Origin of the sequence: Pseudomonas sp. NFPP07, assembly GCF_900115645.1 — a bacterium.
Taxonomy (GTDB): Bacteria; Pseudomonadota; Gammaproteobacteria; order Pseudomonadales; family Pseudomonadaceae; genus Aquipseudomonas; species Aquipseudomonas chlororaphis.
The window spans coordinates 219,761-235,024 of sequence record NZ_FOXG01000010.1 but is presented as its reverse complement, the minus strand read 5'-3'; the positions used below and the strand labels follow the sequence as shown (position 1 = coordinate 235,024).

The window sequence follows — 15,264 nt, the reverse complement described above, 5'->3', positions numbered from 1 at the left end:
TCCGCGGTTGCTCAAAACCCCGGGCCCATGCACCCTGCACCTCGGTCGGGTGGCTGCCGGTCGCCGGTGCTGGCGCCGGGGCTTTCTGACGTGACCTCTGTTCTGACACCTCCGATACAAGGCTGCCCCATGACTTCAGCGCGCAACACGCCTTCGCCCCAGGTTTTGTCTTCCTTGCCCGCGAACAGCTCGGGTTTTGTCAGGGTGCGCGGCGCCCGCGAACACAACCTGCGCAACGTCGACGTGGATATTCCCCGCGACGCGCTGGTGGTGTTCACCGGGGTTTCCGGCTCCGGCAAATCGTCCCTGGCGTTCTCGACCCTGTATGCCGAGGCCCAGCGCCGCTACTTCGAATCGGTGGCGCCCTACGCCCGGCGCCTGATCGATCAGGTCGGGGTGCCGGATGTCGACGCCATCGAAGGCCTGCCGCCAGCGGTGGCCCTGCAACAGCAGCGCGGCACGCCGAGCACCCGCTCTTCGGTGGGCAGCGTCACCACCTTGTCCAGCCTGATCCGCATGCTCTATTCCCGGGCCGGCAGCTACCCGCCGGGGCAGCCGATGCTCTACGCCGAAGACTTCTCGCCCAACACCCCGCAAGGGGCCTGCCCCAACTGTCATGGCCTGGGCCGGGTCTACGAGGTCAGCGAGGCGTCCATGGTCCCGGACCCTTCGCTGACCATCCGCCAGCGCGCGGTGGCGTCCTGGCCGCTGGCCTGGCAGGGGCAGAACCAGCGCGACATCCTCGTGACCCTGGGCTACGACGTCGATATTCCCTGGCGCGACCTGCCGCAAGAACAGCGCGACTGGATCCTGTTCACCGAAGAAACCCCGACCGTGCCGGTGTACGCCGGGCTGACCCCGGAGCAGACCCGCGAGGCCCTCAAGCGCAAGCAGGAACCGAGCTACATGGGCACCTTCAGCGGGGCCCGGCGCTATGTGCTGCACACCTTCACCCATTCGCAAAGCGCGCTGATGAAAAAGCGCGTGTCGCAGTTCATGCTCGGCAGCCCGTGCCCGCTGTGCGAGGGCAAGCGGCTGAAGCGCGAGGCGCTGTCGGTGACCTTCGCCGGTCTCGACATCGGCGAGCTGTCGCAGATGCCCCTGCTGCAACTGGCCGAGGTGCTCAAGCCGGTGGCCGCCCAGGCTTACCTGGAACAGGCCGAGGAGGCCGGCGAGGTCTGGAGCCACGAACAGACCCAGGCCGCGCGCCAACAACGGATCGCCCAGGGCGCGCCGGGGCATGTCGGAGGGCCGGATGTGCGGCACACGCCGAACCTGTCCCTGGAAAAACGCCTGGCCGCGCAACGCATCGCCCAGGACCTGCTGGAGCGGGTCAGCACCCTGACTGGCCTGGGCCTGGGGTACCTGGCCCTGGAGCGCAGCACGCCGACCCTGTCGTCCGGCGAGTTGCAGCGTCTGCGCCTGGCGACTCAATTGGGTTCGCAGCTGTTTGGGGTGATCTATGTGCTCGACGAGCCTTCGGCCGGCCTGCACCCGGCGGACGCCGAGGCGCTGTTCGAGGCCCTGCAGCAGCTCAAGGCTTCGGGCAATTCGCTGTTCGTGGTCGAGCACGACCTGCAGACCATGCGCCGCGCCGACTGGCTGATCGATGTCGGCCCGGCGGCGGGCGAGCAGGGCGGCCAGGTGCTGTACAGCGGTCCGCCGGCGGGGTTGGCCAATGTCGCGCAGTCGCAGACCCGCGCCTATCTGTTCGCCGAACAGGCACCGGCCCGCCGCACCGCGCGCCAGGCCCAGGGCTGGCTGCGCCTGGAGGGCATCAGCCGCAACAACCTGAATGACCTGAGCGCGGAATTCCCCTTGGGCTGCTTTACCGCGGTGACCGGAGTTTCAGGTTCCGGCAAGTCGAGCCTGGTCAGCCAGGCCTTGCTGGAACTGGTGGGCGCGCACCTCGGGCGGCCGCAGGGCAACGAAGAGCCAGAGGAGCTGAACCTGGAGGACGACGCCCCGCAGGCCAGCAGCGGCGAAGTCACCGCCGGGCTGGAGCGGATCAAGCGCCTGGTACAGGTGGACCAGAAACCCATCGGCCGCACCCCGCGCTCGAACCTCGCGACCTACACCGGGCTGTTCGACCACGTGCGCAAGCTGTTCGCCGCCACCCCCGAGGCGCGCGCGCTGGGCTACGACGCCGGGCAGTTCTCCTTCAACGTCGCCAAGGGCCGTTGCCCGGCCTGCGAAGGCGAAGGTTTTGTCAGCGTCGAATTGCTGTTCATGCCCAGCGTCTATGCGCCGTGCCCGACCTGCCACGGCGCGCGTTACAACCCGCAGACCCTGGCTATCAAGTGGCAGGGCCTGGACATCGCCCAGGTCCTGCAACTGACGGTGCAGGAGGCGGTCGAGGTGTTCGCCGGACAGGCGAGCATCCGCCGTTCCCTGGAAGTCTTGCGCGATATCGGCCTGGGCTACCTGCGCCTCGGCCAGCCCGCTACCGAGCTGTCCGGTGGCGAAGCGCAGCGGATCAAGCTGGCCACCGAGCTGCAGCGCAACCCCCGCGGCGCCACCCTGTATGTGCTGGACGAGCCGACCACCGGCCTGCATCCGCGGGATGTCGATCGCCTGCTGGAACAACTGGACAACCTGGTGCGGGCCGGCCACAGCGTGGTGGTGGTCGAACACGAAATGCGCGTGGTGGCCCAGGCCGACTGGGTGATCGATATCGGCCCGGGCGCTGGCGACCAGGGCGGCAAAGTAGTGGTCAGCGGGACGCCGCAGCAGGTGGCCAGGCACCGCAAGAGCCGCACCGCGCCGTTCCTGGCCCAGGCCCTGGGGTGAGCCTTCGTTGAGCCGTCGGCCATGGCGGGTTGTTGGGGCTGGCGGTGGGTCGCGGGCAGTGCCGCTGTAGGCGACGAACGGTTACCGCTGGTCTGATTGGCGGTCGACAGACAGCGGTGGTCGAGGTCATTCTGGTAACTGGCAAGCGCGTGTAAATGGGCTTGCTACCGATCAACAAACGGAGGTGTTTCATGCCGGTGCCCCATGACCTGTATCAGGACCTGAGCTACAGCAAAGAAGACATTCAACAGCGTCGGGCCAATGACCCGCACTTGAATGCCTTGTTCGATAAATACTCCAGCATTGATGATCAGGTGCTCAAAGCGGAGGCCGCGGCGGCCGCTGACGACGAACTGAAAAAACTCAAGGAAAAGCGGCTGCTGATCAAGGATGAAATCTCCGAGAAGCTGACTGCCCGCTTCTGACCCCGACCCTGTCCTGAGCGAGATGTCCCGAGGCTTCGGGCGTCTCGCCAGGTTCTGCGCAAACCAGAGCATTGGCTGCTCTTTCCGCTATTTGCCCGTTTACTCCCCTGTATCGACCCGCACCCTTGGCGAGACGCGCCCGAGTCGGACGCGCCTGTTTCAGCGCCTGCCTGCCTCAAGGGCACTCGCAGGTGCTCGGGCCGAATACCGGGCCTGCGCAGGGATCTTCGGACGGTCCGAACACCGGGCACGCGGCCAGCGCCGACAGGGATGAAGTGAGCAGCAGGGAAGCCAGGAGGATTTTGATTTTCATGGGGGGATCCACTCTCAATGTGATGGGAATCAATCGGATTCGATTGTTTGTCTTTCCTTGGTGGGCGCCTGTGACGGCGCCGCGCGGGACAGCTTAGATCAGAATCTGGCGAGCATGTCGGTGCCCATGCCGTTATCGCATCAAGGCGCCTTTGACAGCGCGACGCTCAGCGGCAGGCGTGCCATATGCGTGGCCTTGATCGAGCCGAAGTACAGGGCGTCGGCGTATTCGCGCACCGTGGTGATGGGCGCGTAGTTGCCGGCGCTGGCGTCCTGCAGGTTGGCGATGACCTGGCCCTGGGTATCCAGGCCGAGGACGAAGCCGCGTTTTTCCACCGGCTTGGGCAGCAGGGTCATGGCCCGCACGATCATCTTGCGCACCCGCGGGTAGGGCGCGGTGCCGTCCAGCAGGACATTGCGCGGGGCATAGAGCGCCACCCAGAAACGCCCCTGGCCGTTGAAACTGAGGTTGTCCGGCAGCCCCGGCAGGTTGTCGATGAACAGGTCGTGGGTGCCGGCCTTGGCGCCGCTGAGCCAGTAGCGGCTGATCCGGTAGGCGCCGGTTTCGTTGACCAGCACATAGGCTTCCTGGGGCCCGAGGGCGATGCCGTTGGCAAACTCCAGGCCGTCCAGCAACTGTTCGGTCTGGCCGGTCTGGAAGTCATAGCGCAGCAGGCGCCCGTCGCCGCCGTGCTCGATGACCGCCTCGCCATCCTGGCCGTAGCCCCAGCGGCTGGTGGCGTCGCTGAAGTAGGCATAACGCCCGGCGGCGTCCACCGCCACATCGTCGGTAAAACCGAAGGGCAGGCCGTTGGCGGAGGTGGTGAGGGTGCTCAGCTGCCCCTTGGCGTCCAGCGCCAGCAGGCCCTTGACCGCGTCGGCGATGATCAGCCGGCCATCCGGATGCCGGGCCAGGCCCAGGGGGCGCCCGCCGGTATGGGCCAGTACCTGCAGGGCGCTGCCGTCCAGGGCGGTGCGGATCACCCGCCCGTCATGCAGGCCGCTGATCAACGAACCGTCTTCCAGCAGCAGGGCTTCCGGCCCGTCGATGTTCAGCGCGCCCACCGCCTGCAGGCCCTTGAGCTTCTGGTTTTCGGCGTACAGGCCGCTTTTCAGCGAAGGTGCTGGCGACGGGGTCCAGGCCAATGGCTGGACCTTGGTCGGCATCAGCAGCAGAAAGGCGCCGATGGCGATGATCACGACCAACAGCAGATGGCGAAACTTGATCCGACGGGGTGCGACGGGCTTCATCGAGGGCGGCTCCTGGTGATGGGTTCAGGTCGCGCTCTGCGGCGCGACGTCGGCGCCGAGGGGAATTGCCCGTTGCGCCATTTCGCACAAGGCTAGCAGGGAGTCGGCGGACTCCCGTTCTATCCGCCTTCTGAATAGCAGGCGATTGCCCAGGCGCATCAGCAGGCCGGTAAAGCGGTATTCCAGGGTGCGGATAAAGCGCGTGTGGTGGGCGTCCAGCGCCTGGCACTCGTAGGTCACCACCAGCTCCAGGCCATGATCGCCCTTGGCCGCGGCGCTCCAGCGAAACCCGGGCAGGTACTCGTCGACCCGCCAGCTCAGGTGCCCGCTGCGCCCGCCGGCGTGGATGTCTTCCTCGAAGCGCGCGCCGGCGGGCAGGGCCCCGGCCGGACCCTGGACCTTCAGCGACGAGGGGTGCCACTCCGGCCAGCGACTGGCGGCGCAGGCGTAGTCGAGCAGGGCCACCGGGTTGCGCGGAATATCGATCTGATGCTGCATGCGAGTCATGGACGAGGACCTTGTCGATAGAGAGGAGGTGGCGGGTTCCGGCTCCCAGTACAGGGTGCCGAACAGGTAATCCATCAGCGGCAGGACGATGTTGAAATTGCGCTCCTGCATCAGCTCGCGACGGTGATGCAGCTCATGCAGGCGGCGCATCTGGCGGATCCATGGCAGCCGCGCCAGCGGGTGTTCGGGCGGCAAGTGTTCGCAGGCATGGAACACCTCGTAGGCCAGGTAACCGATCAGGGTGCAGCTGGCGAACAGCGCCGCGACATTGGCATTCCAGAACTTCAGCAGCCACCACAGCGGCAGGGCGAACAGCAGGCTGTGGACCACGATCAGCCAGGCCGGAAACAGGATCACCCGCCAGTCCCGGGGGCCGTCGTAGGTCATGTAGCCGGGTACGAAGAAACTGTGGTGATCGCCGCTGTGGCGGGCGTAGAACATCCGCGCGAAGGCCTGTTTGTGGTGGCCCAGCCAGCGGTGCACGACGTAGATGCACAGGTTGAAGAACAGCAGCGCCACCGGCACCGCCAGCCACTCCAGGGGCTGTACCTGGTGCAGGGTGCTCCACAGCAGGGCGATGCATGCAATGCCATAGGCCAGCACGAAACCGCCGTGCAGCCACGGGTTGTAGCGCGGATGAACCGCGGCGCGGTAACGCTCGCGAAATGCCAGGGTGGTTTGCCTCAAGGCCGTTCTCCTGTGGGTTTTATTGTTCTTGTTGACAGCAGATTAGTCCTGCTCGAATTATCCAGCTAATGGATATTCGGAATGGGCATTATTCATGAAGCTGAATTTGCGACGCCTGGATCTCAACCTGCTCTTGGTGTTCGACGCGCTGATGCAGGAGCAGAACCTGTCCCGCGCGGCGGTGCGCCTGAACCTCAGCCAGCCGGCCGTGAGCAACGCCCTGGCGCGCCTGCGCAGCCAGCTCGACGAGCCGCTGTTCATCCGCACCGCGCGGGGCATGCAGCCCACGCCGCGGGCCCATGTGCTGCACGGTTCGGTGCGCCAGGCCCTGCGCCTGCTGCAGGAAGGCCTGGACCCGGGCAGCGCGTTCGACCCGGCGGCGTCCGACCAGACCTTTACCCTGTCGATGAACGACTACGCCCAGGCGCGCCTGTTGCCGGCGCTATCACGCCGTTTGCAAAGCGCCGCGCCCAAGGTCCGCCTGGCGGTGCGCAGCGATGCCGCCGACTCCCTGCCGGCCTGGCTGACCACCGGGATGCTCGACCTGGCGGTGGACTACCTGTACTTCGACGATCCCGACCTCTGCTACCAGCCGCTGCTGGAAGAACAGCTGGTGGTGATCGGCCGTATCGACCACCCGGCCTTCGAGCCACAGCTCGACCTCAAGGCCTATGAGCAAAGCCAGCACGTGGCGATCCCGGACCGGGGCGGGCGCGGCTCGCCGCTGGAGATCGTCCTCGGTTCGGCCAAGGTCCAGCGCCATGTGCAGCTGTTCGTCCCGCATTACCTGAGCATTCCCTTGATCGTCGCCCAGTCGGATTTGCTGGGCACGGTGCCGCGGCGCCTGGCGGAGCACTTCTGCACGCTGATGCCGATCCGCATCGCCGAGCTGCCGTTGGTGGCGCCGCCAGTGCAGGTCAGCCTGATCTGGCATCGCCAGCAGGAGCGGGTGCCGGGGCATCGCTGGCTGCGCGAGGAGATCATCGCCCTGGCCGCCCGGTTCGCGCAGCAGCCGGAGCTGTCCGGGCGCTGATGACAAAAAACCAACAAAAGATTAAGACGAGTCTGATTGGCACCGTGGACACCGCCTGTATCCTTTGGGGCCCGCTTGACGAGCAGCCGTGCTGACTCAGAGGCGCCAACCCATTGGAGATTGCATGCGTCACTCGATTCTGAACATTGCCCTGGCAGCCAGCTGCCTCTTTGGCCTGGCCGGGCAGACCGCCATGGCGGCGGTGGATGCCAGCCAGTACGTGGAACTCAAGGATGCCGTGCCGCAGGTCGTGCCCGGCAAGATCGAAGTGGTGGAACTGTTTTCCTACGGCTGCGGCCACTGCTACAACCTCGAAGCCTCGATCAACCCCTGGGCCGCCCAGCTTCCCGAAGACGTGAACTTCGTCAAGCTGCCGGCCATGTTCGGCGGGATCTGGGATGTCTACGGCCAGCTGTACCTGACCCTGGCGACCATGGACGCCAAGCCCGAGGTGCACCACGCGGTGTTCGAGGCGATCCACGGCGGCAACCGCCTGAAAACCCCCGAGGCCATGGCCGAGCTGCTCAAAGGCCAGGGCATCGAGCCGGCGAAGTTCCTCGCCACCTACAACTCCTTCGCCGTGCAGGCCAAGGTGATGGATGCGAAAAAACGCACCGCGGCCTACCAGGCCACCGGCGTGCCCTCGCTGGTGGTGGACGGCAAGTACCGCTTCGGCATGACCAACGACGGCGCCAAGGGCCTGTTCGCGGTGGCGGACCAGTTGATCGCCCAGGTGCGGGCGGCAAAATAAGCCCTCGATCCCCTGGCCACTGTCCAGCCGGCGAGGCTCGGCAGCGGCCCAAGGGCATCGAGCGGTAGTCAAAAAGGGCATCGCTAGCGATGCCCCTCACAAGCGCGGTCAGTCCTTGATCCGCGGCGCCTGCGGATGCGGGCTCGGGAACGCCTGCTCATAAGCGCGGCACAGGCGCAGCACCTGATCATCGGCAAACCGCGCCCCCACCACCTGCAGGCCCACCGGCAAGCCGTCCTCGGCGAAGCCGCACGGCACCGACGCGGCCGGTTGCTGGGTCAGGTTGAAGGGGTAGCTGAAGGGCGTCCACTCCATCCATTCGCCCAGGCCGGAACCCGGTGGCACGTTGTGCCCGGCGGCGAAGGCGGTGAGCGGCAGCATGGGCGAGACCAGCAGGTCGTAGCGCCTGTGGAACCCGGCCATGTGCGCCACCAGCGCCGCGCGGGCTTCCAGGGCCAGGGTGTAGTCGTGAAGGCTGATGCCTTGGCCCTGCCGGGCAATGCGCAGCAGGCCCGGGTCGAGCTGCTGGCGTTGCTCCTGGCTCAGTTGCCCGGCCAGCCGCGCGGCGCCGGCGAACCACAGGGTATTGAACAGTTCCAGCGGGTCGCTGAACCCCGGGTCGACCTGCTCGACGTCGGCGCCCAGTTGCGCCAGGCGTTCCACCGCCCGGGCCACCACCCGCGCCACCTGTGGCTGCACCTTCACGTAGCCGAAATCGGCGCTGTAGGCGATACGCAGGCCTTTGAGGTCAGTGCTCTGCGGCAGCCAGGGCGTGCTGCGTGGGGCCCCGGCAAGGCCGTCGCGGGCATCCGGGCGGGCGACGGTTTGCAGCATCAGCACCGCATCGTCGACGGTGCGGGTCATCGGCCCCAGGTGCGAGAGGATGGTCATGGCGCTGGCCGGCCACTGCGGCACGTAGCCGAAAGTCGGCTTGATCCCGAAGGTGCCGGTGAAGGCGCAGGGAATGCGGATCGAACCACCGGCATCGCTGCCCTGGTGCAGCACGCCGAGGTTCAGCGAGGCCGCGGCGGCCGCGCCACCGGAGGAGCCACCGGCGGTGGTGCGGGTGTCCCAGGGGTTGCGGGTGATGCCGTACAACGGGTTGTCGGTCACACCTTTCCAGCCGAATTCCGGGGTGGTGGTCTTGCCCAGCAGCACCGCGCCGGCGTTGCGCATAAAGGCCGGGAAGGGCGCATCGACGTCCCAGGGGCCGCTGGCGGAGGTGGTTTTCGAGCCCTTGCGGGTGGGCATGCCACGGGTCAGGGTCAGGTCCTTGATCGAGGCCGGCACGCCGTCCAGCGCACCGCAGGGCTGGCCCTTGAACCAGCGCTGCTCGGAGGCTTTTGCCGCGTCCAGCGCGCCTTGCGGGTCGACATGGCAATAGGCGTTGACCTGCGGGTTGAAGCGCTCGATGCGCGCCAGGGCGTCCTCGGTCGCTTCCACCGGCGATAGGCGCTTGTCACGGTAATGGGCGAGCAGTTCGACGCCGCTCATCTCGGCGATTTCGCGGTGTCGGGTCATGCCGTCGCTCCTGCTTGCGCCGCGTTGACCATGGCCCGCAGCAACACGGCGCAACCGTCGGCCAGGTCCTGGGGCGCGGCGTTTTCGATTTCGTTGTGGCTGATGCCGCCTTCGCAGGGCACGAAGATCATTCCGGCCGGACCCAGCTCGGCGATGAAGATCGCGTCGTGCCCGGCGCCGCTGACGATGTCCATATGGCTCAGGCCCAGCTGTTCGGCGCCCTGGCGTACCGCGGCGACGCAGGCGGGGTCGAAGTCCAGTGGCGGGAAGTCGGCGGTGGGAGTCAGCTCGAAGCTCAGGCCGTGTTGCTGGCAGGTGTCCTCGATCACCTGGCGCACCTCGTCGACCATGGCTTGCAGTTTGTCGGCATGCAGGTGGCGCAGGTCGAGGGTCATCTGCACCTGGCCGGGAATCACGTTGCGCGAGCCCGGGTGCAGGCTCAGGCAGCCGACCGTGCCACAGGCGTGGGGCTGTTGCTCGTGGGCGATGCGGTTGACTGCGCTGACCACCTGGGCGGCGCCCACCAGGGCGTCCTTGCGCAGGTGCATCGGCGTCGGCCCGGCATGGGCCTCGACCCCGGTCAGGGTCAGGTCGAACCACTTCTGGCCGAGGCAGCCCATGACCACGCCTATGGTGGTCTGGCGGTCTTCCAGCACCGGGCCCTGTTCGATGTGCGCCTCGAAATACGCGCCCACCGGATGGCCAAGTACCGCCCGCGGGCCGGCATAACCGATGCGCCGCAACTCGCTGCCCACCGACAGCCCCTGCTCGTCCTGCTTGCGCAGGGTGTCGTCGAGGTCGAACTTACCGGCGAACACCCCGGAGCCCATCATGCACGGCGGGAAGCGCGAGCCTTCTTCGTTGGTCCAGACCACCACCTCGAGCGGCGCCTCGGTCTGCAGGCCGAGGTCGTTGAGGGTGCGGATCACCTCCAGGCCGGCCATCACCCCGTAGCAACCGTCGAACTTGCCGCCGGTGGGCTGGGTGTCGATATGGCTGCCGGTCATTACTGGCGGCAGCTGCGGGTTACGCCCGGCGCGGCGGGCGAAGATATTACCGATGCCGTCGATGCTGACGCTGCACCCGGCCTCTTCGCACCAGCGCACGAACAGGTCGCGGGCCTGGCGGTCGAGGTCGGTCAGGGCCAGGCGGCACACGCCGCCCTTGGCGGTGGCGCCCAGCTGCGCGAGGTCCATCAGCGATTGCCAGAGGCGTTCGCGGTTGACCAGCGGGGTGGCGTCTTGCAACGGGGGTACGGACACAATCGGACGGTTCATTTCATCTCTCCCCTCAGGCGCTCAGGGCCAGGTAGCGGTTCTTGATGCTCGGGTCGGCGCGGAAGTCGGCGGCGCTGCCCTGGTAGACCACGCGCCCCTGTTCGAGGACGTAATGGCGGTCGGCGAGCTTGTCGCAGACCATCAGGTTCTGTTCCACCAGCAGCACCGGCAGGCCGTCGTCTTTGATCTTGCGCAGGATCTTCACCAGCTCGTCGACGATCACCGGGGCCAGGCCTTCGGTGGGTTCGTCGAGAATCAGCAGCTTGGGATCGTTGAGCAGGGCGCGGGCGATGGCGAGCATCTGCTGCTCGCCGCCGGACAGCGCGTGGCCGGCGTTTTTGCGCCGCTCCTTGAGGCGCGGGAACATGCCGTAGACATCCTCCAGCTGCCAGCGGCTGCTCTTGCGCTGGGCGATGCGCAGGTTTTCCTCGACGCTGAGCAGGCGGAAGATGCCGCGGTGTTCCGGCACCAGCGCCAGGCCCTGGCGGGCGATCTCGAAGATCTTCTTGCCCACCAGCTCCTGGCCGTTGAAGCGGATCTGCCCCTGGCGCGGGCAGATGATCCCGAGGATGCTGCGCAGGGTCGTGGTCTTGCCCGCGCCGTTGCGCCCCAGCAGGGTCACCAGCTCGCCGGCGTCGACCTGCAGCGAGACGCCTTCGAGGACGTGGCTCTTGTCGTAGTAGGAGTGGATATTCTCGACGGTCAGCATCAGGCGGCTTCTCCCAGGTAGGCGCTGCGCACGCGCTCGTCGGCGCGGACGAATTGCGGTGTGCCCTCGACCAGGATCTGGCCGTGGCTCATGACGGTGATGCGTTGGCTGATGGACATGACGATGCTCATGTTGTGTTCGATCAGCAGCACCGTGTGGTCGCGGCCCAGGTCGCTGATCAGCTGGGTCATGATCGGGATGTCGTCGATGCCCATGCCGGAGGTCGGCTCGTCGAGCATCAGCAGTTTCGGCCTGGAGCAGATCGACATGCCGACTTCCAGCACCCGCTGCTGGCCGTGGGACAGTTCGCCGGCGAGGGTGTCGGCGCGTGCCGTCAGTTGCAGGCGTTCGAGCACCTGGTCGGCCATCTCCAGGTGTTCGCGGCGGCTGTCGACGTGGCGCCAGAAATTCAGCGCCGCCAGGCCATCGCGACCCTGGGCGGCCAGGCGCAGGTTTTCCCGCACGCTGAGGTTCTGGAACAGGCTGGTCAGTTGGAACGAACGGGCCATGCCCAGGCCGACCCGGCCGTGGGCCGGTTTCTTGATGATGTTCTTGCCGTTGAACAGGATCGCCCCGGCGGTGGCCTGGCGTTCGCCGGTCAGGCAGTGGAACAGGCTGGTCTTGCCGGCGCCGTTGGGGCCGATGATGGTGTGGATGGTGCCGGCCTCGACTTTCAGGTTGACGCCGTTGACCGCGTGGAAGGCGCCATAGGCCAGCTCCAGGTCCTGGGTTTGCAGCAGGTACTGCGTCATGACAGTTTCTCCTCGGTCGGCAGGGCCGCCTTGCGTGGCCCCCGGATGCGTTCGAACAGGCTCGACAGGCCGCCCCACAAACCGCCGCGCATGAACACCACCACCAGGATCAGGATGATCCCCAGCAGCATCAGCCAGCGTGGCCAGAGGTCGGAGAGGAACTCGCCGAGCAGCACGATGGAACCGGCGCCCAGCAGGGAGCCGAACAGCGAGCCGGTGCCTCCGACTATGGTCATGATCAGGATGTTTTCCGACATCGCCAGGTCGATGTTCGACAGCGGCACGAAATGCAGGAGCATGGCGTACAGCGCCCCGGCGATCCCGGTGACCGCGCCGGACAGCATGAACACCAGGATCTTGAAGTGCCGGGTGTCGTAGCCGATGGCGGCGGCGCGGGTTTCGTTCTCGCGGATCGCCATCAGCGTGCTGCCGAACGGCGAGGCGATCACCCGCCGGGCGCCGATGAAGATCAGCAGGAACAGCACCGCGACAAAGGCGTAGAAGTAGCGCGCGTCGTTCAGCGACAGCAGCACGGTGTCGCCGAGGCGGATCTCCGGGCGCGGCACGCTGAGCAGGCCGTTGTCGCCGCCGGTCCAGTCGCTCAGGGTGTAGGCGATGAAGTAGGCCATCTGGCTGAAGGCCAGGGTCAGCATCACGAAGTAGATGCCGGTGCGCCGGATCGCCAGGGCGCCCACCAGCAACGCCAGCAGCGCGCCCACCAGGGCCGCGCCGAACAGGGCGCTGAACAGGCCCAGTTGCAGGTGGATCATCAGCAGCGCGGCGCAGTAGGCCCCGGCGCCGAAGAAGATGCCCTGGCCGAACGACAGCAGGCCGGTGTAGCCCAGCAGCAGGTTACAGGCCAGCGCCGCGAGGGCGAAGATCAGGATCTCGGTGGCCAGGGTCGCCGACGGCAGCACCAGCGGCAGGCCGATCAGTACCGCGACCACCAGCCACGGCAGGGCGCGCGACTGGGTCTTGGCGAACGGCAGGGGATTTTTCTCGCTCATGTTCATGCTCTCCCGAACAGGCCGTAGGGACGGACCAGAATCACCGCCGCCATGGCGCCGTAGATCATCAGGCTGGCGCCTTGCGGCCAGAGGGTGGTCATCAGGCTCTGCACCACACCCACCAGCAGGCCACCCACCAGCGCGCCGCTGAACGAGCCCATGCCGCCGATCACCACCACCACGAAGGCCACGCCGAGGATTTCCGGGCCGACAAAGGGCTGGGCGCCGCGCAATGGGGCGAACAGCACCCCGGCGATCCCGGCCAGGGCCACGCCGAGGGCGAAGGTCATGGAGAACAGGCGAAAGATGTTGGTGCCCAGCAGCGACACGGTCTCGGTGCTTTCGCTGCCGGCGCGCACCAGGGCGCCGAAGCGCGTGCGCTCCAGCAGCAGCCACAGCGCCAGCCCGACCAGTGCCGAGAAGACGATGAGGAACAGGCGGTAGTAGGGGTAGACGAAGTCGCCGACGATCAGCACGCCGCGCAGCAGTTCCGGCACCGCGACGCTTTTGCCGACGGGGCCCCAGATCAGCACGCTGGCTTCCTGGATGATCAGCGCGATGCCCAGGGTCACCAGAATCTGGAAGGTGTGGGGCAGGTGGTAGATGCGCTGGATCAATAATCGCTCGATGGCCCAGGCCAGGGCCGCGACCACCAGCGGCGCGACCAGCAGCGCCAGCCAGAAGCTGCCGGTGAGGCTGACGGCGGTGTAGCAGATGTAGGCCCCGAGCAGGAAGAACGCGCCGTGGGCGAAGTTGACGAAGTTCAGCAGGCCGAAAATGATCGTAAGGCCGACCGCGATCAGGAAGTAGATCATCCCCAGGCCGAGGCCGTTGAGGATCTGGAACAGGTAAAGATTGAGCATGCGGGTACCCTCGACAGGGGGCCGGCGACTGTCGTCGGGCGGCCCGCTGCCTCTAGCCAGCGATGAAAAGGTCGGTCGGGGTCAGGCCAGGTTGCAGCCGGTGGCGCCGACATCCGGGAACGAGCGCCCGGAGCTGAGCACTTCGGCCAGGTCGTCCTTGTCGCGCATGCTGGCCGTGGCCTTGCCCTGCAGCAGGTAGTAATCCTTGATCACCTGATGGTCGCCGGCGCGGATGCTTTCCTCGCCGGTCGGTCCCTGGTATGTCAGGCCTTGCATGGCCTTGGCCACGGTCGCGCCGTCGAAGCTGCCGGTGGCGACTATGGTGTCGAGCATGATTTTGGTGCCGATGTAGTCGGCGGCCAGCGGATAGGTGGGGTTGATGCCGTACTTGGCCTGGGTCAGCTTGACCAGCTCGCGGTTGAGCGGGGTGTCGACCTGGTGCCAGTACTGCGCGCCGAGGTAGATGCCTTCGAGCACGTCGCTGCCCAGTTCCTGGAACTGGTCGAGCCCGGCGGACCATACCAGCAGCACTTTCATGCGTTCCTTGATGCCGAAGTTGACCGCCTGGCGCAGGGCGTTGGAGGACTGGCTGCCGAAGTTGAGCAGCACCAGCACGTCGGGCTGGGCGGCGATGGCGTTGGTCAGGTAGCCGGAGAACTCCTGCTCCTGCAACGAGTGGTAGCTGTTGCCGACGTGCTCGATGCCATGCTCGGCGCACACCTGTCTGGCGCCTTCCAGCAGTGCTTCGCCGAATACGTATTGCGGGGTGATGGTGTACCAGCGCTTGGCCTCGGGCAGGCGCTTGATCAGCGGCACCATGGTTTCGCGAATGGCGCCGTAGGTCGGCACCGACCAGCGAAAGGTCGAGGCATTGCAGTCCTTGCCGGTGACTTCGTCGGCGCCCACCGGGGTCATGAACACGCCGTTGACCTTGCCCACCTCCTTGGCCACCGCCAGCGCCGAAGACGACAGGGTGCAGCCCTGGAAGAATCGCGCGCCGTCCTGGGCAATCGCCTCCTGCACCTTGCGCACCGCCTTGCCGGCGTTGCCTTCGGTGTCGATCACCTTGTAGTTCAGCGGGCGGCCGAGCAGGGTCGGGTACTGTTCCACCGCCAGGCGCGAGCCCATGTCGGCGAACTTGCCGTAGCTGGCGAAGGCTCCGGACATCGACTTGAGCCCGTAGAAGGTAAAGGGTTCGGCGGCAAAGGCGTTGCGCACCCCCAGCGGAAGGCTGAGGCCTGCGGCAACGGTCAGACTGGCTTTCAACAACGTACGACGCTGCATGGGGTAACTCCCTGGTTTAGTTATTGGCAGGAGTGGCAATGGCAAAACGGCGCAGCAGCCTGTGTTCAGGCTTTGTTATTGGCGAAGCGGCGTGT

The 15,264-nt window shown here is 66.6% G+C and carries 14 protein-coding genes; 4 read left to right on the top strand and 10 right to left on the bottom strand.

What is annotated here, in order from left to right:
- The first annotated feature begins 129 nt into the window (after positions 1-129).
- Both BM019_RS25185 and BM019_RS25180 read left to right on the top strand, forming a co-directional pair.
- Positions 130-2,790: an excinuclease ABC subunit UvrA gene (locus BM019_RS25185; RefSeq protein ID WP_092421164.1), complete on the top strand. Its 2,661-nt coding sequence runs from the start codon at positions 130-132 to the stop codon at positions 2,788-2,790.
- 191 nt (positions 2,791-2,981) lie between these two features.
- Positions 2,982-3,215: a DUF465 domain-containing protein gene (locus BM019_RS25180; RefSeq protein ID WP_092421162.1), complete on the top strand. Its 234-nt coding sequence runs from the start codon at positions 2,982-2,984 to the stop codon at positions 3,213-3,215.
- 175 nt (positions 3,216-3,390) lie between these two features.
- Here BM019_RS25180 and BM019_RS30870 read toward each other — a convergent pair whose 3' ends face one another.
- From BM019_RS30870 to BM019_RS25165, 3 genes are all read right to left on the bottom strand, one after another.
- A complete protein-coding gene (locus BM019_RS30870) occupies positions 3,391-3,528 on the bottom strand; it encodes a PA0050 family protein (protein WP_007932359.1) in 138 nt (45 codons plus the stop codon).
- Between the two features lie 140 nt (positions 3,529-3,668).
- On the bottom strand, positions 3,669-4,778 hold the full coding sequence (locus BM019_RS25170; RefSeq protein ID WP_092421160.1) for an SMP-30/gluconolactonase/LRE family protein: 1,110 nt from the start codon (positions 4,776-4,778) through the stop codon (positions 3,669-3,671).
- A 24-nt stretch (positions 4,779-4,802) separates the two neighbouring features.
- Positions 4,803-5,972, bottom strand: coding sequence for a sterol desaturase family protein (locus BM019_RS25165; RefSeq protein WP_092421158.1), 1,170 nt, complete (start codon positions 5,970-5,972; stop codon positions 4,803-4,805).
- A gap of 94 nt (positions 5,973-6,066) precedes the next feature.
- Here BM019_RS25165 and BM019_RS25160 point away from each other — a divergent pair, with 94 nt between their 5' ends.
- Both BM019_RS25160 and BM019_RS25155 read left to right on the top strand, forming a co-directional pair.
- Complete coding sequence (locus BM019_RS25160) at positions 6,067-7,005, top strand: LysR family transcriptional regulator BsrA (RefSeq protein ID WP_092421155.1); 939 nt, start codon at positions 6,067-6,069, stop codon at positions 7,003-7,005.
- 124 nt (positions 7,006-7,129) lie between these two features.
- Entirely contained in the window at positions 7,130-7,756 is a 627-nt protein-coding gene (locus BM019_RS25155; RefSeq protein ID WP_062825614.1) for a thiol:disulfide interchange protein DsbA/DsbL, read from the top strand.
- Between the two features lie 108 nt (positions 7,757-7,864).
- On the opposite strand, the gene BM019_RS25150 is transcribed toward BM019_RS25155, so the two are convergent.
- The 7 genes from BM019_RS25150 to BM019_RS25120 all read right to left on the bottom strand — a co-directional run bounded on the left by BM019_RS25150 (position 7,865) and on the right by BM019_RS25120 (position 15,169).
- Complete coding sequence (locus BM019_RS25150) at positions 7,865-9,277, bottom strand: amidase (protein WP_062825615.1); 1,413 nt, start codon at positions 9,275-9,277, stop codon at positions 7,865-7,867.
- On the bottom strand, positions 9,274-10,554 hold the full coding sequence (locus BM019_RS25145) for a Zn-dependent hydrolase (RefSeq protein ID WP_092421153.1): 1,281 nt from the start codon (positions 10,552-10,554) through the stop codon (positions 9,274-9,276). The genes BM019_RS25150 and BM019_RS25145 overlap by 4 nt, the downstream gene beginning before the upstream one ends.
- A gap of 13 nt (positions 10,555-10,567) precedes the next feature.
- A complete protein-coding gene (locus tag BM019_RS25140) occupies positions 10,568-11,263 on the bottom strand; it encodes an ABC transporter ATP-binding protein (RefSeq protein ID WP_007932342.1) in 696 nt (231 codons plus the stop codon).
- Positions 11,263-12,015, bottom strand: a complete 753-nt coding sequence (locus tag BM019_RS25135) for an ABC transporter ATP-binding protein (RefSeq protein WP_085534251.1) — start codon at positions 12,013-12,015, stop codon at positions 11,263-11,265. Before BM019_RS25135 ends, BM019_RS25140 begins: the two co-directional genes overlap by 1 nt.
- Entirely contained in the window at positions 12,012-13,022 is a 1,011-nt protein-coding gene (locus BM019_RS25130; RefSeq protein WP_092421150.1) for a branched-chain amino acid ABC transporter permease, read from the bottom strand. Before BM019_RS25130 ends, BM019_RS25135 begins: the two co-directional genes overlap by 4 nt.
- A gap of 2 nt (positions 13,023-13,024) precedes the next feature.
- A complete protein-coding gene (locus BM019_RS25125; RefSeq protein WP_009044477.1) occupies positions 13,025-13,885 on the bottom strand; it encodes a branched-chain amino acid ABC transporter permease in 861 nt (286 codons plus the stop codon).
- Between the two features lie 81 nt (positions 13,886-13,966).
- On the bottom strand, positions 13,967-15,169 hold the full coding sequence (locus BM019_RS25120) for an ABC transporter substrate-binding protein (protein WP_009044476.1): 1,203 nt from the start codon (positions 15,167-15,169) through the stop codon (positions 13,967-13,969).
- Positions 15,170-15,264 lie beyond the last annotated feature (95 nt).